The organism is Mycetocola sp. Y444 (assembly GCF_059445295.1).
In genome coordinates this window covers 198,608-218,371 of the sequence record NZ_JCAIUB010000001.1, presented here as the reverse complement: position 1 = coordinate 218,371, position 19,764 = coordinate 198,608, and the positions used below count along the sequence as shown (strand labels likewise).

Sequence of the window (19,764 nt, the reverse complement as noted above, 5' to 3'; positions counted from 1 at the left end):
GGCGCCTGCCTGTGCCGGATGCCGGTTGGCCCGGTCGGTCGGGATGGCTCGGTTGGTCAGGCTGCCGGCGGGCAGTACACGTCGAGTGCCCCCTCAACCAGCCTGACCGTCGACCGGAACTCACGAGTCGCGGCATCCGGATCCACTTCCTCCGCTTCGCCGTCGTGTGCAAAGCCCGCGGCCTGGCCGCGTTTGGGCCACACGGTCACCGAGAGCGATTCCGTGGTGAACGACTCCACCCCGCCAGACCGAATCACGCCGACCGCCCGAAGAACCGCGCTCGACCTGCGACCGAATGCCAGCGATGCCACGGCCTGCACGCGAGACCCGGCGGGCAGGATTCGAACGTCGAGCACCCCATCGTCCAGGCGTTTACGGGACAGCGGAGCGGGGACAGCGGGCTCGTTGCGATTGACGCCGGCGAACACCGACCAGACGTCGCGTCGCTCGCCGTTGATCTCCAGAGTGACGGGTTCCTCCCGGCGAATGACCTTGACAGCGGCGACAACGGCCGAGAGCCACTTGCCGAGTCGGTGCTCGAGTCCTTCCCGCTCCAGCACGAACTCGGGATAAATCCCGATCGATGCCACGTTGAGCACGGTGATCGGTGCGTCATCGTCGAGCCGTAGGTCGGCCACGTCGACGCGGGCGCCCGCCCCGGATGCGAGCGCGTCGAGAGCGTCGTCGACCGAGTCGTTTCCCACCGCGCGGGCAAAGTGGTTGAACGTACCGCCGGGGATCACCACGAGCGGAAGTCCGGCCTTCCTGGCACTGTCAGCGGTCGCCGAGACAGTCCCGTCGCCTCCGCAGACCCCGAGGATGCGTGGCGGATCCGCGGATGCCAGCGCCTTGGTGATCACCGCATCCGGCGTTTCGTCGTCGGCCAGGATGTGTACGCGCGCGTGCGGCATCCGTTCGCCGATGCGCGTGAGGGGATCGGTCCTGCCCACGACGTCTTTGCCCGACGACGGATTCGCCACGATGAAAACGCCGTCACCCGACGGTGCGGCGGGAAGCGCAATGTCGATGCCGCCTTCGCGCACTGCCGTGGGAACCCGCGCGGGGACGAGCACTTTGCCCGCCGCTGCGACGGCCACACCGATCGCCAGACCGCCGAGCACGTCGGAGAGCCAGTGCGCACCGGTGTGCACCCGCGAATACGCGACGGCACCGGCGACCGGTGCGACGGCGAGGCCGAACGCCGGCTGTTCGAGGGCGATTCCCGTGGCGAACGCGCCCGCGCTGGCTGCGTGACCCGAGGGGAACGACGGAGATTCGGGCGAACGGTGAAGGCGACGGCCGATCGGGATGTCCTTTGTCAGCGGGCGGTCTCCGCCGAACAGCTTCTTGCCGATGAGGTTGGCCACCGCACTCGCGACGGCCAGCGACGCAAGCCCCCTGAGCGCCGCCCGACGTTGACCCATAACCAGGAGCCCTCCCCCGATGGCGAACCAGAGGACGCTCCGATCGGCGGATCGGGACAGATGACGGAGGGCCGAGTCGACAGCCCGCGGCGCACTGCGGGAGTTGATGTGTCGCCCCGCCCTGGCATCTCCCCGGCGAACCCATGCCGGAAAGAGCATCATTCGCCGCCACCGCGCGGCTGGAGTTGACGTCATTCGTCCAGAGTAATGAGTCGAGCGCGTTTTCAACCGCGATCGGGAGTTCTTTTCACCCGGTCAGTCGAGAGATTCCTGGCGCCACAGGCGGGCGCAGCTTGTCAGGTCCTGGGCGAGTGTCGAGAGCCGGAGAGCGCGCGTCGTGAGGTCAAGCGACCTGATCGGTTCGGCTGCGTCGGCATCATCGGCGACGCTCGCACATCCGGCAGCCGACACCCGGCAGAATGCCGCAGCGCGCTCGAGCGCAACGGCGAAGTCGCCCTCGAATAAGCCGCGAAGAATCTGATCGGCGAGGGTGACGATCTCGGTAGGACCCGTTGGGATGGATGCCCCGGCGACGACCGGGTCGATGGTCTGCATCACTTCGGTCCCCCGCGTGAAGAGGAAACTGGCCGAGTGCGGGTCCTCGCGGATCATGAGCTGCAGCAGGTAGATGCGCCAGAGCGCGCCAGGCAGGCTGCGGGGCGTTGCGTGCGACCACAGCTCGGCTATGGCGTCGATTCCGTTTTCCTCCGTGTACGCGACGAGCCGGTCGATGACGCCCGGATCGGGATCGTCCCGCACCCGGGACAACAGCGCCACCGCGGTTTCGTGCGCGATCCGGCTCGACTCGGCAGGATCGATGCCACCCACGAACGATTCGAAAACCCGCCCGGGAAACTTGGTTGGCTTGTGGAAATCTTCAGCCATCTGCATCCGCCTCTCTCATCGCAAAGTTCAACGTTACTCCGCGGAAAGTATGCCCAAGTGGTCAAATCACTCAGCGGGAACCGGTAGATTAGAGGGGTTGTTGGGGCCTCTAGCTCAGTTGGTAGAGCATCGGACTTTTAATCCGCGGGTCGCCGGTTCGAGCCCGGCGGGGCCCACCCTCGCGAAATGCTCGTGGCATTGCCGCGACCCGTCGCTGGCGTCGCTCAGGTGCCCTCGGCCGAACGCATCGCAGCACGACGGTTCCCGGTAAAGACGACGCCCGGTTAACAGGAGATCGCACGCCTTTCGGGACGACATCGGCGATGTCATCCTGATAATCGCCCTATTTCCTGGGTTGCGGGCGAGATCTCCTGCGTTGCAGGCGAGCGGATGCCACGGCGCACGTTGTCGATAACGCAACAAAGCCGCTGGGCTGTCGCCCGCGCCACTCCCCGCCACACCGTGGCGACGGTCGGGGGAAGTCTTATCGCTTGGCGAGTACGTGGGCCGGGATCGCGAACGCGATTGAGACAACGATGATGCCGGCGAAGAAGATGATGGCCTGGAAGCTCGTCACCGTGAACGCCAGAGCGAAGAGGTAGATGCCGACGAGGAACAGCACGATAGAGAACGCGAAAGCCATGTGCCCAGTGTAGCCAAGTTCCTGCCGGTCGCTGGTCGCGCTCGCGCTTGTTCTCGGGTACGAGTCCGAGGACCATGGAGACCGTGACCCTCAAGCACAGCCTGCTCGCCCTGCTCGTCGCCCTGATCTGGGGACTCAACTTCGTCGTCATCGATGAAGGACTCGACGGGATGCCTCCGCTGCTGTTCGTCGCGCTGCGCTTCGTGCTCGTCGCCATTCCCGCCGTGTTCTTCGTCCGGCCGCCTCAGATCGGCTGGCGGAACATCCTCGCCATCGGTTCCTTCCTGAGCTTCGGGCAGTTCGCGCTGCTCTACCTGGCCCTTCACCTCGGCATGCCGGCGGGCCTCGCCTCACTGCTCCTCCAGACCCAGGTCATCCTCACCGTCCTGATCGCGGCCGGTGTCCTCGGCGAACGGCCGACCCCACGCCAGCTGATCGGCGTGGTCGTCGGAACTCTCGGACTCGGGATCGTTGTCGTCGGGCACAGCATCGTCGCTCCCTGGGTGCCACTCGTCATCACGATGGGCGCCGCTCTGTCGTGGGCGATCGGTAACGTGCTCAGCCGTCGCGCGAAGGTGGCATCCGGGCTCTCGCTCGTCGTTTGGTCAGCGCTGGTCGTCCCGCTGCCGAGCGCCGCGCTCGCGGTTCTGCTCGATGGTCCGGATGCCGTCGGGTACGCACTCACTCACCTGTCGCTGGTCTCCATACTCAGCACGCTGTACACGGCGGTCGCCGCATCGCTGGTCGGGTACGGCATCTGGAACTCGCTGATGGCAGCGTATCCGACCAGTGCCGTTGTTCCGTTCACTCTTCTCGTGCCCGTCATCGGTATCGTCGCGGCGTGGCTGGTGCAGGGTGAAGTGCCCACGGTGACCGAGATCCTCGGCGGTGCTGTCATGCTCGCCGGGCTCGCCACCGCGGTGATCACCACAGGCACGGGCTCCGGGTCACTGAAAGTCCCGCGACCGGGTGCTCGCGCTGAGCGGAAGCGGTTCAATCCGGTCGGCAAGCAGGTTGACGATGCCCTCGGGTGAGCGTTCGAGGATTCCGCGCACAATCATCGCCGGCGCCTCGCGCGCCGTTCGCCGGTAACGCCCCCAGACGCCGACACTGCAGATCACGTTGACGAGGCCCGTCTCGTCTTCGAGGTTCATGAAGGTGATGCCGCTCGCCGTCGCCGGTCGCTGCCGATGGGTGACGACACCGCCGACCTCGATCCTGCGTCCGGATTCCGCCGTCTGCAACTGGGCGGCACTCAACACACCACGCTCGACGAGCGCTGATCGAACGTGCCGGATCGGGTGATCATCGGGAGTGACCCCGGTCGACCAGAGGTCATTGACCACCTGCTCCTCATCGGTGAGCATGGCGAACAGCGGAGGCTGGACGGCAATGTGGCTGCCGTTCAGCTGGTCGGGTCGCTCCTGGGAGGCCTGCGCGGAGTCCCACAGCGCTCCGCGTCGGGAGAGCCCCATGCTGTCGAACGCTCCGGCTGCTGAGAGCGCCTCGAGCTGGGCAGAGTTGAGCCCCACCCGCCGTGCAAGGTCACGCATGTCCCGGTATGGCCCGCCTCGTTCGCGATCGGTGACGATCTGCTTCGCCTTGCGCTTTCCGATCGAGGTGACCTCGGCGAGTCCAAGGCGCACGGCGTATGCGCCGTCGCGGCGGTGATCCCCCGGGTCGAACGGCGCATCCCTGTCGAACGGCTGCACAGTGGGCTGTTCGGTCTCGATGCACGGATCGAGACCGGTGGTCCGAACGACGCCGCGAACACCGTCGAGGGGTTCGAGCTCCGCCTCGACACCGGAAAGCTGGATATCGGGCCGTCGGGTCTCGACACCGTGACGGCGAGCATCCGCAACGAGGGACTGGGGTGAATAGAACCCCATCGGCTGCGCGCGGAGCAGCGCGGCGAGAAACGCCGCCGGGTAGTGCAGGCGCATCCACGCGCTCGCGTAGACGAGCAGCGCAAAACTGATCGAGTGGCTCTCGGCGAAACCGAAGCTCGCGAAAGCCTGGATCTTTGAATAGATCGTGTCTGCGTCAGCGCCCGTGATGTTGTTCTCTGCCATTCCCGCGTACAACTTCTCCTTGAGTGAACCGATCTTTTCCTGCCCACGCTTCGACCCCATGGCCCGCCGAAGCAGGTCGGCGTCTTCGCCAGTGCACCCGCCGACGACCATGGCCATCTGCATCAGCTGCTCCTGGAAGAGCGGAACTCCGAGGGTGCGCTCGAGCACAGGCTCAAGGTCGGGGTGAAGGTAAGTGACCTCTTCCACCCCCGTTCGCCTCCGGATGTACGGGTGCACAGCCCCACCCTGAATCGGGCCGGGCCTGACCATCGCGATCTGGATCACGAGGTCGTAGAAGCTCCTCGGCTTCAACCGCGGCAGCATGCCCATCTGCGCGCGGCTCTCCACCTGGAACACCCCGACACTGTCTGCACGGCAGAGCTGGTCATAGACACCCTGCTCTTCCTTCGGCATCGACTGGAGGTCCCACCGTTCACCGCAGTGTTCATCGACGAGGTCGAAGGAGTACTGCAACGCGGCGAGCATGCCGAGACCGAGCAGGTCGAACTTGACCAGCCCCATCCAGGCGCAGTCGTCTTTGTCCCACTGCAGAACGGTCCTGCCGTCCATCCGCGCGTGCTCGATCGGGCAGACCTCTCCGACGGGCCGGTCGGTGAGCACCATTCCCCCCGAGTGGATGCCGAGATGGCGGGGGAAGGTCAGCACCTGTGAGGCCAGGTCGATGACGGGCGCCGGAATGTCGTGGTCGTCGCTCGACGTGAGCGCGCCCCACCGTTCCACCTGTTTCGACCAGGCATCCTGCTGCCCAGGGCTGTGGCCGAGCGCCTTGGCCATGTCGCGCACGGCGAACTTCGGCCGGTAGGTGATCACGTTCGCCACCTGGGCGGCGTTGAACCTGCCGTATTTCTCGTAGACGTGCTGGATCACCTCCTCACGGCGGTCGGAATCGAAGTCGACGTCGATGTCGGGTTCTTCCTCGCGCATGCTGGAGAGGAACCGCTCGAACGGCAGGCTGTACTTGATCGAGTCGACGGCGGTGATGTCGAGCAGGTAGCAGACAGCGGAGTTCGCGGCAGATCCGCGCCCCTGGCACAGGATGCCGCGACCGCGGGCGAACTGAACGATCTCGTAGACGATGAGAAAGTAACCGGGAAAGTCCTTCTGCTCGATCACGTCGAGCTCACGTGCGATCCGTTCGGTGACCGCGGCGTCGGCGTTCGGGTACCGCCTGGCTGCCCCCTGCCAGGTCAGCTCGCGTAGCCAACTCATCGGCGTGTGACCGTCGGGAACCTCCTGGAGCGGAAGCCCCGGCTTGACGCTCCGCAGCCGGAACGCGAGCTGGTCGGCGATCTCAACGGTGCGCGCAACCGCGCCGGGGTACCTCGCGAACCGCCGGGCCATCTCGGCACCGCTCCGCAGATGATGTGAACCGGATGCCGGCAGCCAGCCGTCGAGGTCGTCAAGGCTTCTGCGGGCGCGAACGGCGGCGAGCGCTGAGGCGAGGTGATGCTGACCGGGGGTGGCGTAGTGCGCGGCCATCGTCGCGACCACGGGCAGCTCGAGTTGCTCAGCGAGCGCGGCGAGGGTGTCGTTGTGCGCGGTATCGAGCGGGTTGCCATGGTCGAAGAGCTCAACGACGACGTTCCCCGCACCGAACAGCCTGACCAGTTCGTCGAGTTCGCGTCGCGCGCCGGCTTCGCCCTCGGCAACGAGAGCCTGCCGAACGGCGCCCTTGCGGCATCCGCTCAGCACAAGCCACGTGCCGTCTGCCGCTGAGGCGAGGTCCTCGATGTCGTAGCTCGGCTTGCCCTTCTCGGCGCCCGCGGCGAGCTGCGCCGAGGTGATCGCGCCGGCGAGCCGGTGGTAGCCCTCTTCCTTCCGTGCGAGGACGACGAGGTGGGTACCCTCCGGGTCTGCTTCGCCGTTCTGCGGCTTGCTCAGGCCGAGCGAGAGTTCGGCACCGAAGATCGTCTTGAGCTCGGGGTGTGCCTCGGCCGCTTCGGCGAGGTGCACGATGCCGTAGAGGCCGTCATGGTCGGTGAGGGCGAGTCCGTGCAGACCCAGTCGAACGGCTTCCTCGACCAGGTGCTCAGGCGAGGAAGCCCCGTCGAGGAAACTGAAGTTGGAGTGGGTGTGCAACTCGGCGTAGCCGACGATCGTCTCAGCGGGCGGTGCCTCAACGGGAACAGGGACGTATGGCAACCGTTTCCGTGACCAGGCAGGACTGTCACCGCCGTCGGCACCAACCGGCGGTGTATTCGGCGGTGTGTCAGGCCCTGACAGGTCACTCAGCGAGCGTTCGAACTCCGACCAGGAGATCGGGGGGTTATGCCAGCCCATGACAACCGCCCTCCCTGAACTGTTCAGTCATAGCGGGCCTCCGCCCACCAGCCGGAGTCGTCGAGAACGAGCAGCCACGCCGCCCCCGTATCGTCGACGAGCTGGAAGCGGTTGAGCCGGGTACCGCCACCATCCCACCAGCGTTCAGCCACCGGCCACGGCCCAGCCCACGCACTGACAGCGACCGCGGCCTGTCCGTGCGGAGCAAAGCCAGCGGGGACGGCAGACAGCTCGCCACGTTCATCGACACCGATGTCGTGCCCATCTGCGGCGTGCACGACAACCCGCTGCCGTTCCGGAAATACTGTGGCGGGCGGCGGGCCTGGCAGCTTGCCAGGCCACGGCAGCTCCTGTGACGCCCGAACCGATGCTTCGCCCCCTGGTGGAAGATCACCCCACGGAACGAGGACCCGGCGATCGGACGGCTGGCGACCACCAATGATCCGAGCGGTGAGCACACCAGCGTGCCCGACCATGCCCTGCACACGGGACAGCCCCGAGTGGATGCGTTCATCTGTTGCGCCGCCATACAGGCCGGCTTCGTGGTTGCCAGCCGGATCGACACTCTCCGGTTCGACCCGGAGCGACGAGATCGCGCTGCTCAGCCCGCTGTCGGCCATCCCCGCACCCTGCAGCTGCCAGCGGACGCGGTCGAGCACATCACCGGCGGTGAACCACCGAGGGTGCAACCAGGTACGCGAACGCACGTCACCTCCCTCGGTGCGCACCTCGATACGGATGGCCGTCGCCACGAGCGAGGACACCTGCAGTCGTGCAACGAACTCCTCAGCTGCTGCACGAAATGCGAAGGCGACCTGGTCGACCCGGTCAAGCGGCGGCTCGAATTCGACGACGCTCGAGTGATCGGCCGGTGGCACCCTGGCGTCGACGTCGCTCGGGTCGAAGCCTGACGCGAGCCGGTGGGCAAGAACGCCGTCCGGTCCGAAGCGGTCACGCACCTGCATGGCGTCGAGTGCGGCGAAGTCGCCGAGGGTGCGAATGCCCAGCCGCTGCAGCAGGACGGCAAGCTCGGGCCGTTCGAGAATGTCGACACCGAACGCGGCAAGGAACTCGGGCGAGCGTCCTGCGGGAACGATGCGGATGGCATCCGTTTCTCTCGATGGCGGGAGCTTCGCTGCCTGCGCCGCGGCGAAGGGCCCGTCGGCGATGCCGACCCGCGCGTCACGCACTCCGACGGCGCCGAGGGTGTCAAGCAGTGCCTGTGCCGCCTGTCGTTCGCCGCCGTAGTAGCGGCTCGGCCCGCGCGCACGCATGACGCAGGTACCGGGGCGGGAGAGCTGGACGCCTGGCACGATCTGTTCGACGGCGGCGATGACCGGCTCGAACGCCCGGTGATCGAGCACGGGATCGTACGGCAGCGCGATCAGCCCCGTGCTCCGCGACTGGGCTTCGCGCACCCGCAGGCCGCGACGGACCCCTTCGCTGCGAGCCGCCGCTGAACAGGCAAAAACTACGCCACGATCGATGAGGGCGATTGGTACGTCCGGGCCGAACCCATGTTCGACAGCTGCAGCGTTTGTCGGCCAGTCCGGGCACCACAGCAGGATGGTGCGGATGGGAGCTTCGGTCATGATGCCGCCGCTTCGTGGTGCGGCTGACGGACCGAGGGAACCCCGGCAAGACCCGCCGACCGGATCGACTGCTGGGTGTCTGGCAGCCACATCTGCTTGCGACGCGGTTTGCCGGCGAGCGTGCGCCCGGTCACAGCGACGGTCACCCTGCGAGCGGCGAGATAGCCGTGGCCGTCGCCGAGCCCCGTCCAGCGATCGTCGGTCACCCGCAGCGTCGCCTCGCTCTGTGGCCAGTCACCGAGCGCGACGAGCGTCGATCCCCGCTGACGCAGCCGCGAACCCAGGCGTGACACTTCTGCGGCAGAGACGGATGCCGGTGGGCGCGCGAGGACGACAGTGACAACGTCTGCGAGGGCCGCCGTGACCTGCAGCCACTGGTCTCCCGGCTCAGGCACGAGAACGAGCCGGTCAAGATCGATGCCAGCTGCCGCCGCTGCTTCGACACCGAGCGACGGCACACCGACGACACCACACCACGCGCCGGCGGCACTGGGACCGGCGAGCAGAGCAAGCGCGAGCGTCGTCGATTCGAGCACCGAGTATGCCGTGCCGGCGCGAAGCACTCCGCCGGGCAGAAGTTCGGCGACACCGGGCGATGTCGGGAGTCCGTGCGAATCTATCCGGGTAGTTTGCATCCCCCGGATGCGCGCCTGCAGTTCAGCAACCTGGCTCGCCACAGCGTTCGATCCCGCGGCGAATGCCGGGGGTCGAGCAGGAGCAACAGCGAGGGACATGGGTTAATAGTCGAACAGATATTCGATAAAGTCAATCGGGGAATCCAGCCCGGGAGAGTCGGAATTCCAGGGCACACACGCCCGCCGGGCGACGCACAAAAACGGCGAAGTAGAAGCCTTCGACGAGCGCTTCCAGCCGCGTCGAGAGGCCCGGCTCCTCGTCCCGTCCGCTTCCCCACAGCTCCCCCTGTCATACTGAAATTCAAGCTCCGACAGGCACGACGCCGCGAATTGAGACAGATGCCCGAACGGACGAACGACCCAATGACCGGTGACGGCGTCGAACCCCCACATCTCGCGTGGCTCGATGACGGCATCGAACACTCAGCTCTCTGGCGCTCCGAGAGTGGCTGGCCTGCACCGGCATCCGTCGTGACCGGAGACGACTCGATGACGGCCGAGACCGCCCTGCGGCTCGCATCCACCGGCACGGCCGTCCTCTGGACCGGCGACTTCCACAACGCCAAACAGTTGCTCGCCGCAATGGGCAAGCGCCTGGGCACACCCGCCCCACCCAGGAACGACGACATCACCGCCGCGTTCCAGCGCTCGCGCGTCGACGCACTGCGACGTTCGACACTGCTCGGGATGCTGCTGGTTCCGGTGTCAGCGGACGGCACGATTCCGCTGCGCCGCTCCCCCGACATCCGCCAGGCCATCGCTCACGCCTGGGGTCCCGCCATCGAGGCATCCGTCGTCTCCCTCCGCGAACTGCTCGGCGTCATCGGCGCCGAGGAATGGCGCACCCGTGGCGTCGACGTTCCAGCGCTCGGCGCGAAGATCCACCCGCACTACGGGGTCTTCTCCCCCGTGCGTGGCGAGTACCTCGACCTGGTCGCGAACGCACCCCTCCCGCCGAACGCGACGACAGCTTTCGATATCGGAACAGGCACCGGCGTACTCGCGGCGCTGCTCGCGCACCGCGGCATCCGTCACATCGTCGCCACCGACCAGGACCCGCGGGCTCTTGCCTGCGCGACAGAGAACCTCGACCAGCTTGGCTTCGGTCCCGCCGTCACCGTTGAGAAGACCGATCTCTTTCCCGACGGCCGCGCCGACATCGTCGTCTGTAACCCACCGTGGATCCCGGCCACCCCGAAGGTTGCAACGGACTACGCCGTCTACGACGAGGGCGGGCGGATGCTGGCCGGCTTCCTTTCCGGTCTTGCCGAGCACCTGACCCCGGATGGCGAGGGCTGGCTCGTGATCTCGGACATCGCCGAACGCCTCGGCCTGCGGTCGCGCGGAGACCTGCTCGATGCCATCGAGGACGCCGGCCTCGCCGTGATTGCCCGGATGGACACCCGCCCGACACACTCACGTGCAACTGACAGGACCGACCCGCTGAACGCCGCGCGTGCCGCCGAGGTCACGTCGCTCTGGCGGCTCAGGGCGAACCCGGCGTAGCGCGCTACACTTACCGAATGCATTTTTCTCTCGCAACGCCCCTGGGGCGACTGGAGGTTACCGGCGCATACTGCGCCGGCTCGAGGTAACGCTTCTTCGCTGACCCTCCTCGTTCTTCCGCGAGTATGCGTTCTCCCTGAGCTTGTGCATCAATGCACGCCGGGACACGCCAATCTTCCTGCGCCGGCCCATAACCCCGGCACACTCTCGAGCCTCCGGCTCTCTCACCCCAGGACAGAAATATGCTTCCCCTCACCCACAAAGACATCACCACCTCATTCATCAACGCGTCACGCAGCCAGGTCAGTGACCTCACCCTTCCCGAAGATTTCGAGTCGCTCGACTGGGACAACCTCGACTTTCTCGGCTGGCGCGACCGCAAACTGCCGCGCCGCGGCTATGTGATCGTGCAGCGCGACAACGGACCGGTCGGCATCCTGCTGCAGCGGGCGGAAGCCAAACCACGGGCGCGGGCGCAGTGCTCGTGGTGCCAGGACATCACCCTCGAGGACGACGTCGTGTTCTATGCAGCACGTCGCTCGGGCAAGGCCGGGCGCAACGGGAACACGATAGGCACACTCGTGTGTGCCGACTTCGGGTGCTCCCGCAACGCGCGCAAGCTGCCGGCCGTCGCCTACCTCGGTTTCGACGTGGAGGCGGCGCGCGAGAAACAGATCAACACGCTGCGCGAGCGGGTGCAGGGTTTCGTCGCCGAGGTCGGCGCCGACGAGTAATCGTCTCACGCTGCCCGCGCAGGTGGTGAGCATATTATGGCGAGGACAGTCATTGAGAGGGCGCCGCATGATCGAGATTCTGAATCCCACCGAACTGACCAGGGCGAAGGTCACGGGCACCCTGGTCGCTGACATCCTGTATGGGCTGAAAGACCGGGTAACGGTCGGGACGAATCTTCTGGACATCGACCGCTGGGCCCAGAAGATGATCGTCGAGGCGGGAGCAGAATCCTGCTACGTCGACTACGCGCCATCCTTTGGACGCGGCCCGTTCGGCCACTACATCTGCACCGCCGTCAACGACGCAGTGCTGCACGGGCTCCCCCACGATTACCGGCTCGCCGACGGCGACCTGCTGACGCTCGACCTCGCCGTGCTGAAGGATGGCGTCGCTGCGGACTCCGCCATCAGCTTTATCGTGGGCGACTCGAAGCCAGCGGACAGCGTCGCGTTGATCACCGCGACCGAACGGGCACTGGTCGCGGGAATCGCGGCTGCAGGCCCCGGAGTACGGATCGGAGACATCTCCGCCGCGATCGGCGCGGTGCTCACCGAAGCCGGCTACCCGGTCAACACCGAGTTCGGCGGCCACGGCATCGGCTCGACCATGCACCAGGACCCGCACGTGCCCAACATGGGCCGAGCCGGACGCGGCTACACGTTGCGGCCGGGGCTGCTGCTCGCTCTCGAGCCCTGGGTGATGGCAGACACCGACAAACTCGTCACGGACGCCGACGGGTGGACCCTCAAGAGTGCGACCGGATGCCGGACGGCACACAGCGAGCACACGATCGCCATCACCGATGACGGTGCCGAGATCCTCACACTGCCAACGGTGCGACGGTAGCGAAAAGCGGGCACCGGAGGTCTCGCTAGACCGGCGCGAACCCGTCGGCGCGGATTCCCCAGCTGGCTTCCCAGGTTTCACCCGGCTCCAGCCAGCGGATGCCACGACCCGAGTTGAAGGCATCGGCCGGCGCCGTCATCGGTTCGATTGCAACGGCCTTCGACTGACCGGGGTAGAGCTCTGTGCTGAACGCCTGCCAGAACCGGAAGTTCTCGTCGCCCCACACCGTGACCGAGCGACCATCGGGTGCCGTGATCGAGTGCTCGGATACGCCGTCGGTGATCACCGGGTCCGCAAACCCCGCGTCGAGGTCCAGGTCGCCAAGCCGAACGCCACCGCGGAGGTCGAACGGCGTTCCTTCAACGGGCGTCTCTCCCGTCGGCAGGGACCGGTCATCGACGTCGATGTGGGTGGCCGCGTGAACGGTGACCGTGAGGTCCTCCGGTTCGACGTCGCCGATCGTGACGAACGGGTGGGCGCCAACCGCAACGGGAGCCGCGGCATCCGACAGGTTGGTGATCGTGTGGATGACGTCGATGCCGGCGTCGACCAGCCGGTAGGTCACGGCGGTGTCGAGCAGGAACGGATAGCCGCTCTGCGGAAAGACCCTCGCCTCGAGCCTCAGCGTCGATTCGGTGCGCGCCGCAACCGAATACGGGCTGAATCGCAGCAGACCATGACTCGCGTTGTGCTTCTTCGGCTCGGTCAGGGCGAGCTGCTGCTCGACGCCGTCGAGGAGCCAGCGACCGTCACGAATGCGGTTGGGCCAGGGCACGAGGACGATGCCACTGGCAAGCGGACGCTGCACGCCCGCGTCGTACGGCGGCACGATGTCGATTCCGTACACATTCAGTCGACGGATGCCTGCAGCCACCTGGGTGATCGTCGCTGTGACGTTTCCCCCCGACCCAGTGTCAAGACTCAGGTCGAACTGCTCACCGGTGACTGCGGTCATGGACCCACGCTCCTCGTTGTTGTGTGCAAAAAAGCGTAGCGCCAGACCGCCGAAGGGTCACGCGGTGAGGACCTCGACTCCGGCAGCGGTGAGATCCGCCAGCACAGCGGCATCCGCACCGTTGTTGGTCACGAGCACGTCGACGGCGTCGATACCGGCAACCGCGCCGAGGCTGACCTGCCCGAGCTTGGACGCGTCGGCCAGCACGACGACACGATCAGCGGACGACACCATCAACTGCTTCACCTCGGCCTCGGGGAGGTTGACGTTCGTCACGCCGGCGATCGGATCGACCCCGTTGCAGCCAATGAAGGCGATGTCGGCGTGCACCTGCTCGAGCACGGTGCGCGCGAGCGGGTGCACGAGGGAATGCTGCAGCGGGCGAAGCGCTCCCCCGGTGACGATGACGGTGAACCGGGGAATCGCGGATTCGAGTTCGAGCGCAATGTTGAGTCCGTTGGTGATGACGACGAGATCGTCGAGGTCGTCGCGTTCCACGAGCGCCTGGGCCACGGCGAGCGCCGTCGTGCCGACATCGAGAAGGACGCTCTGCCCACTCGAGACGAGCGCGGCGGCGCGGCGGCCGATCTTCTGTTTGGCGAGGGCGGATGCCTCGAGCGACTTTTCGAAACTCGCTTCGCGTGCCCGCTGGCCGCGTGGAACAGCACCACCGTGCACCCGTCGGACCGCGTTGCCATCATCGAGGGCGGCGAGGTCGCTGCGCACGGTGACCTCGCTCACCCCGAAGGCTTCACTGAGGTCGGAGACCCGGAGGAAGCCGCTTGCGGCGATCAGGTCGGCCATGCGCTCACGCCGAACGACTGCTGGGACGGTGTCGCCCGGAGCGCGAGGGGTCGAATCGGTCATGCGCTCATCTTCAGTTAGTTTCGTTTAGTTGTCAATGGGAGGAGTGGAACGTAGAATTGCTTCCACTTGTGAAAGCCCGGCGTGCGGAAGGCAGCCAGAACCATGACCTCGATTACCTCCTCCTCCGACGTCCTCGCTGACGGTCGCGAAATCATCTACTTCGATGACGCCGACACCACCCTCGGTCCTGACCGCGCGCCTGACGCGCGCGACCTGCCCGAGCGCCCGGCCACGGCGAGCATGCGGCAGGACCCGCTCACCGGCGAATGGGTGTCGATCGCGTCAGCCCGCCAGAGCAGGGTCTTTCTGCCGCCCGCGCACCTCGACCCGCTTGCACCGCAGACCGAGACGAACCCGTCCGAGGTGCCGAGCAACTACGACGTCGCCGTCTTCGAGAACCGCTCGCCGTCGTTCGGCCCGCTTCTCGAGGACGAGAACGCCCCGCGTGGGCTCGACGACCTCACCGAGATCGGCATCGGCCGCATCCGCACCTCCGTCGGTCGCTGCGAAGTGGTGTGTTTCAGCCCCGAGCACGAGGGATCGTTCGGCTCGCTCAGCCGGTCACGCGCCCGCACCGTGATCGAGGCGTGGGCATCGCGTACCGCGGCGCTCAGCGCGATGCCCGGCATCGAGCAGGTGTTCCCGTTTGAGAACCGGGGAATTGAGATCGGTGTGACGCTGCGTCACCCGCACGGCCAGATCTATTCGTACCCCTACGTGACCCCTCGCACCCAGCGGCTGATGGCATCCGTCGAGAAATACGGCCCGACGCTGTTCGCCGACATCCTCGCGAGCGAGCAGGCTGGCGACCGTGTGGTGCTCCAGGGCGAGCACTGGACGGCGTTCGTTCCGTTCGCCGCACGGTGGCCGATCGAGGTACACATGCTGCCGCACCGCCACGTCGCCGACTTCGCGGGCACCACCGATGAGGAGCGCGACGAACTCGCTGTCCTCTACCTGCGGCTCCTGCGCGGAATCGACGCTCTCTACGAGACCCAGACGCCGTACATCGCCGCGTGGCACCAGGCGCCGGTGAACGTCGGCCGCGACGACATCCGGCTCATGCTGCAGCTGACGTCGCCGCGTCGTGCCGCCGACAAACTCAAGTACCTCGCCGGGTCAGAAGCTGCCATGGGAGCCTGGATCGGCGATATCCCGCCCGAGCAGACAGCACAACGAGTGCGTGAGGCGATTGCTCTCGCCGACAAGGAGACCCCCGTATGACGAACATCACCGAACTGGCCGAACGCGCGAGGGCGGGATTCGCCTCGCGCTTCGATGGTGCGGCTCCCGCCGGCATCTGGCAGGCTCCCGGCCGGGTGAACCTCATCGGTGAGCACACCGATTACAACGACGGTTTCGTCTTCCCGTTCGCGATCGACCGGTCGACGGTCGTCGCTCTCGCCCCGCGCGCTGACCGCACCGTGCGGGTTACGTCGGCGTTCAGCGACGAGGTCGTGACCGTCGAGCTCGACGCGATCACCCCCGATGCCCTCTCCGACTGGTCGGCGTACCCGCTCGGCGTCGTCTGGGCGCTCGGCGAATTCGGTGCCGACCTCGCCGCCGCAACGGGCTTCGACGCGTTCATCGACTCGGACGTGCCGATCGGCGCAGGCCTCTCGTCGTCTGCGGCGATCGAGTGCGCCATCGCCGTTGCCCTCAACGACACCTGGCAGCTTGAGCTTCCCCGCGAGACCCTCGCCAAGGTCGGCCAGCTCGCCGAGAACAAGGCCGTCGGGGCACCGACCGGCATCATGGACCAGTCAGCCTCACTGCTCGGCAAGGAGGACGCCGCGGTGTTCCTCGACTGCCGCAGCCTCGATGCCGAAGTGATCGACCTCGGCTTTGAGGCCGCTGACCTCGTGCTGCTCGTCATGAACACCCGGGTGTCGCACGCGCACGCGACCGGTGGGTACGCCGCTCGCCGCGCTTCGTGCGAACGCGGGGCCGCCGAGATGGGCGTCTCCTCGCTGCGCGACCTCGACGTCGACGACCTGCCACGGGCGACCGAGGTGCTCGATGACGAGACGCTGCGCCGGGTGCGCCACATCCTCACCGAGAACCGTCGCGTGCTCGATACGGTGCGCACGCTGCGCCTCGAGGGGCCGACCGCGATCGGTGACCTGCTCGTGGCATCCCACGCCTCGATGCGCGACGACTTCGAGATCTCGGTGCCCGAACTCGACCTCGCCGTCGAGACAGCCCTCGCGGCGGGCGCGATCGGCGCTCGCATGACCGGCGGCGGCTTCGGCGGCGCGGCCATCGCGCTCGTTCAGAGCGCTGACCTTGCGTCGGTGTCGGATGCCGTGACGCGCGCGTTCGCGGACGCCGCCTTCACAGAACCGGAACTCTTCACCGTCACCGCGGCGGATGGCGCGAGCCGGGTCGAGTAGGAACCGAACGGACGGGCCAGGCGCAGCACGCGCCTGGCCCGTCGTGCTGTCCAGGGTCGGCGGTTAAGCCCCGGTCGCGTCGACGGCGGTCGCGAGGACCCGTGTGAGCTTGACGTTCACTCTCTGCCGGTCCGGCGGGACGGTAGCGTGAGTCATGGTCTTCTCGCCGCTCGGTCTGATTATCGGCCTGATGGTGCTCTCACCCAACCTCATCGTGCTGTGGTTCCCGCCACGAGTTCCCCTGCCAAATATCCGAGTGCCCCTGCTGCTGCACTGGGTCGAACGCGCGGGTCAAGCGCTGTGTCTGGTCGTTCCTGCAATCACGGCACCCGGACTCATCGCCGGCTGGTGGTCGCTGCCAACCCTGGCCGCGCTCGTCGGGTACTACGCACTGTGGGCCCGATATCTGTTGACGGGGCGTGACGGGACGACGCTGTATCGGCCATGGCTAGGGGTACCGGTGCCGATGGCGATCCTGCCGGTTATCGTGTTCCTGTCAGCCGCGGGCTGGCTGAATAACATCTGGCTGGCCGGCTCCGCCGTACTTCTCGGCGTCGGGCATATTCCCGCCTCCCTCATCATCGCGCGCCCGATCAGCGCGCGCCCGTGACGCGTCCTGCACCGGAACTCTTCACCGTCGTTAGCGCGCCGAGCGCGGTAGTTGCATGCCCGCGCTGCAGAAACATCTGCAGCGCGGGCATGGAACTGTAGCGCTCGCTGGTCTGCCGCGAACATCGAGGCGCGCTTTGGTCGCTACGGGTTGAGGCGCTCAGCGGTGTCGACAACGTTGGTGAGCAACTGCACGCGCGTCATCGGGCCGATGCCACCGGGGTTCGGTGAGATCCACGACGCGACCTCTGCTGCTGCCGGGTCGACGTCGCCGACGACACGGCTCTTGCCGGTCTCCGGGTCGGTCTCCCGACTCACGCCGACGTCGAGCACGATGGCGCCCGGCTTCACGGCCGAGGCCTTCACGATGCCGGGCACCCCAGCGGCGGCGACGATGACGTCCGCCGTGCGCAGCAGGTCGTCGAGACCGACGGTGCCGGTGTGGGTGAGGGTGACCGTCGCGTTGTACTCACGACGGGTGAGCAGCGGCCCGATGGCACGGCCAACGGTGACACCGCGGCCGACGACCACGACGTGCTTGCCTGCCAGCTCGATGCCGTGCCGCTGCATGAGCTCAATCGCCCCACGCGGCGTGCAGGGCAGCGGTGTCAGGATCGGCCGGTTGACGTTGAGGACCAGTCGCCCGAGGTTGGTCGGGTGCAGCCCGTCTGCATCCTTCTCCGGGTCGACCCGTTCGAGGATCGCGTCGGTGTCGAGGTGGGCGGGCAACGGCAACTGCACGATGTAGCCGGTGCAGCTCGGGTCGGCATTGAGCTCGTCGAGCACAGCCTCGAGCTCTTCCTGGCTGATCGACTCGGGCAGGTCGCGTCGGATCGACTCGATGCCGACCTCGGCGCAGTCGCGGTGCTTGCCTGCGACGTACCACTGCGACCCCGGGTCAGAACCGACGAGGACGGTGCCGAGGCCGGGCACAATGCCGCGCTCCCGAAGCGCTGTGACGCGCTCCTTCAGCTCGGACTTGATGACTGATGCGACGGCCTTACCGTCGAGGATCTGCGCCGTCATCGACTACTGAACCAGGCCGGGGTAGAGCGGGAAAGCCTCGGTCAGAGTCGCAACGCGAGCGCGGAGCGACTCGATGTCGGCGCCGGGCTGAAGCGCCGTCGCGATGACGTCGGCAACCTCGGTGAACTCGGCATCACCGAAGCCACGCGTGGCCAGCGCGGGCGTTCCGATGCGGAGTCCCGATGTGACCATCGGCGGGCGCGGGTCGAACGGAACAGAGTTGCGGTTGACGGTGATGCCGACCTCGTGGAGGGCGTCTTCCGCCTGCTGGCCGTTGATCTCCGAGTTGCGCAGGTCGGCGAGCACGAGGTGCACATCGGTGCCGCCGGTGAGGACGTCGAGGCCCGAGGCCCGCGAGTCACCAGCGGTGAGGCGCTCGGCGAGAATCCGTGCACCACTGAGGGTGCGCTGCTGGCGGTCCTTGAACTCGGGCTGCGATGCGAGGAGGAACGCCGTCGCCTTGGCGGCGATGACGTGCATGAGCGGTCCACCCTGCTGGCCAGGGAAGACGTTCGAGTTGAGCTTCTTGGCGAGCTCCATGTCACGGCTGAGGATGAAGCCCGAGCGGGGACCAGCGAGTGTCTTGTGCACGGTCGACGACACGACATCTGCGAACGGAACCGGCGACGGGTGGAGACCTGCGGCGACGAGTCCCGCGAAGTGGGCCATGTCGACCCACAGCTTCGCGCCGACCTCGTCAGCGATGGCGCGGAAGGCGGCGAAGTCCAGCTGACGCGGGTACGCCGACCAGCCGGCGATGATGACCTGGGGCTTGTGCTCGAGTGCCTTCTCGCGAACGACGTTCATGTCGACGAGGAAGGTCTCCGGGTCGACACCGTACGACACCGCGTTGTAGAGCTTGCCGGAGAAGTTGAGCTTCATGCCGTGGGTGAGGTGTCCACCGTGAGCGAGCTCAAGGCCAAGAATGGTGTCGCCGGGGGTCGCGATCGCCGAGAGCACTGCCGCGTTGGCGCTTGCGCCCGAGTGCGGCTGAACGTTGGCGAACTCGGCACCGAAGAGGCTCTTCGCGCGCTCGATGGCGAGCGACTCGGCGACGTCGACGTATTCGCAGCCGCCGTAGTAGCGGCGGCCCGGATATCCCTCGGCGTACTTGTTGGTGAGGACGCTGCCCTGCGACTGCAGGATCGAGACGGGAACGAAGTTCTCGCTCGCGATCATCTCGAGGTAGTTGCGCTGGCGGCCAAGCTCGTTGTCGAGAACGGCGGCGATTTCGGGATCGACCTCGGAGAGAGGTGCGTTGAACGTTGAAGACAA

Annotated in this window: 17 protein-coding genes and 1 tRNA gene; 8 read left to right on the top strand and 10 right to left on the bottom strand. The window is 66.8% G+C overall.

Annotated features, from left to right (window positions below):
* Window positions 1-56: 56 nt before the first annotated feature.
* Both AC1C2M_RS01020 and AC1C2M_RS01015 read right to left on the bottom strand, forming a co-directional pair.
* Window positions 57-1,619: a bifunctional phosphatase PAP2/diacylglycerol kinase family protein gene (locus AC1C2M_RS01020; protein ID WP_495434953.1), complete on the bottom strand. Its 1,563-nt coding sequence runs from the start codon at window positions 1,617-1,619 to the stop codon at window positions 57-59.
* Window positions 1,620-1,679: 60 nt separating this feature from the next.
* Window positions 1,680-2,309, bottom strand: coding sequence for a DNA-directed RNA polymerase subunit beta (locus AC1C2M_RS01015; protein ID WP_108962910.1), 630 nt, complete (start codon window positions 2,307-2,309; stop codon window positions 1,680-1,682).
* Between the two features lie 103 nt (window positions 2,310-2,412).
* On the opposite strand from AC1C2M_RS01015, the gene AC1C2M_RS01010 reads away from it, so the two are divergent.
* A tRNA-Lys gene (locus AC1C2M_RS01010) sits at window positions 2,413-2,485 on the top strand.
* Window positions 2,486-2,793: 308 nt separating this feature from the next.
* Here the strand turns inward: AC1C2M_RS01010 and AC1C2M_RS01005 are convergent.
* Entirely contained in the window at window positions 2,794-2,952 is a 159-nt protein-coding gene (locus AC1C2M_RS01005; RefSeq protein WP_162924983.1) for a hypothetical protein, read from the bottom strand.
* An 83-nt stretch (window positions 2,953-3,035) separates the two neighbouring features.
* On the opposite strand from AC1C2M_RS01005, the gene AC1C2M_RS01000 reads away from it, so the two are divergent.
* Window positions 3,036-3,986 carry an EamA family transporter gene (locus AC1C2M_RS01000; RefSeq protein WP_495434952.1) on the top strand — a complete coding sequence of 317 codons (951 nt, stop codon included), beginning with the start codon at window positions 3,036-3,038 and terminating at the stop codon, window positions 3,984-3,986.
* On the opposite strand, the gene AC1C2M_RS00995 is transcribed toward AC1C2M_RS01000, so the two are convergent.
* The 3 genes from AC1C2M_RS00995 to imuA' are packed head-to-tail and all read right to left on the bottom strand — an operon-like array spanning window position 3,900 to window position 9,651.
* On the bottom strand, window positions 3,900-7,325 hold the full coding sequence (locus AC1C2M_RS00995) for an error-prone DNA polymerase (protein WP_495434951.1): 3,426 nt from the start codon (window positions 7,323-7,325) through the stop codon (window positions 3,900-3,902). The genes AC1C2M_RS01000 and AC1C2M_RS00995 overlap by 87 nt on opposite strands.
* A 23-nt stretch (window positions 7,326-7,348) precedes the next feature.
* Window positions 7,349-8,917: a DNA polymerase Y family protein gene (locus tag AC1C2M_RS00990; RefSeq protein WP_495434950.1), complete on the bottom strand. Its 1,569-nt coding sequence runs from the start codon at window positions 8,915-8,917 to the stop codon at window positions 7,349-7,351.
* Window positions 8,914-9,651 carry a DnaE2-dependent mutagenesis accessory factor ImuA' gene (gene imuA' / locus AC1C2M_RS00985; protein WP_495434330.1) on the bottom strand — a complete coding sequence of 246 codons (738 nt, stop codon included), beginning with the start codon at window positions 9,649-9,651 and terminating at the stop codon, window positions 8,914-8,916. The genes AC1C2M_RS00990 and imuA' overlap by 4 nt, the downstream gene beginning before the upstream one ends.
* Before the next feature lie 240 nt (window positions 9,652-9,891).
* Between imuA' and AC1C2M_RS00980 the strand changes: the two genes are divergently transcribed.
* From AC1C2M_RS00980 to map, 3 genes are all read left to right on the top strand, one after another.
* A complete protein-coding gene (locus tag AC1C2M_RS00980) occupies window positions 9,892-11,058 on the top strand; it encodes a methyltransferase (RefSeq protein ID WP_495434949.1) in 1,167 nt (388 codons plus the stop codon).
* Between the two features lie 242 nt (window positions 11,059-11,300).
* On the top strand, window positions 11,301-11,792 hold the full coding sequence (locus AC1C2M_RS00975) for an FBP domain-containing protein (protein WP_495434948.1): 492 nt from the start codon (window positions 11,301-11,303) through the stop codon (window positions 11,790-11,792).
* Between the two features lie 67 nt (window positions 11,793-11,859).
* On the top strand, window positions 11,860-12,639 hold the full coding sequence (gene map / locus AC1C2M_RS00970; RefSeq protein WP_495434947.1) for a type I methionyl aminopeptidase: 780 nt from the start codon (window positions 11,860-11,862) through the stop codon (window positions 12,637-12,639).
* 25 nt (window positions 12,640-12,664) lie between these two features.
* Here map and AC1C2M_RS00965 read toward each other — a convergent pair whose 3' ends face one another.
* Window positions 12,665-13,594, bottom strand: coding sequence for an aldose 1-epimerase family protein (locus tag AC1C2M_RS00965; RefSeq protein WP_495434946.1), 930 nt, complete (start codon window positions 13,592-13,594; stop codon window positions 12,665-12,667).
* A gap of 57 nt (window positions 13,595-13,651) precedes the next feature.
* On the bottom strand, window positions 13,652-14,461 hold the full coding sequence (locus tag AC1C2M_RS00960; protein ID WP_495434945.1) for a DeoR/GlpR family DNA-binding transcription regulator: 810 nt from the start codon (window positions 14,459-14,461) through the stop codon (window positions 13,652-13,654).
* A gap of 102 nt (window positions 14,462-14,563) precedes the next feature.
* On the opposite strand from AC1C2M_RS00960, the gene galT reads away from it, so the two are divergent.
* From galT to AC1C2M_RS00945, 3 genes are all read left to right on the top strand, one after another.
* Entirely contained in the window at window positions 14,564-15,685 is a 1,122-nt protein-coding gene (gene galT, locus AC1C2M_RS00955; protein WP_495434944.1) for a galactose-1-phosphate uridylyltransferase, read from the top strand.
* Window positions 15,682-16,854 carry a galactokinase gene (galK, locus tag AC1C2M_RS00950; protein ID WP_495434943.1) on the top strand — a complete coding sequence of 391 codons (1,173 nt, stop codon included), beginning with the start codon at window positions 15,682-15,684 and terminating at the stop codon, window positions 16,852-16,854. The genes galT and galK overlap by 4 nt, the downstream gene beginning before the upstream one ends.
* 154 nt (window positions 16,855-17,008) lie before the next feature.
* Window positions 17,009-17,464, top strand: a complete 456-nt coding sequence (locus AC1C2M_RS00945; protein WP_495434323.1) for a hypothetical protein — start codon at window positions 17,009-17,011, stop codon at window positions 17,462-17,464.
* Between the two features lie 143 nt (window positions 17,465-17,607).
* Here the strand turns inward: AC1C2M_RS00945 and AC1C2M_RS00940 are convergent, their stop codons facing one another.
* Together AC1C2M_RS00940 and glyA are read right to left on the bottom strand one after the other, a co-directional pair.
* A complete protein-coding gene (locus AC1C2M_RS00940) occupies window positions 17,608-18,489 on the bottom strand; it encodes a bifunctional methylenetetrahydrofolate dehydrogenase/methenyltetrahydrofolate cyclohydrolase (protein WP_495434942.1) in 882 nt (293 codons plus the stop codon).
* A gap of 3 nt (window positions 18,490-18,492) precedes the next feature.
* Window positions 18,493-19,764: a serine hydroxymethyltransferase gene (gene glyA / locus AC1C2M_RS00935; RefSeq protein ID WP_495434941.1), complete on the bottom strand. Its 1,272-nt coding sequence runs from the start codon at window positions 19,762-19,764 to the stop codon at window positions 18,493-18,495.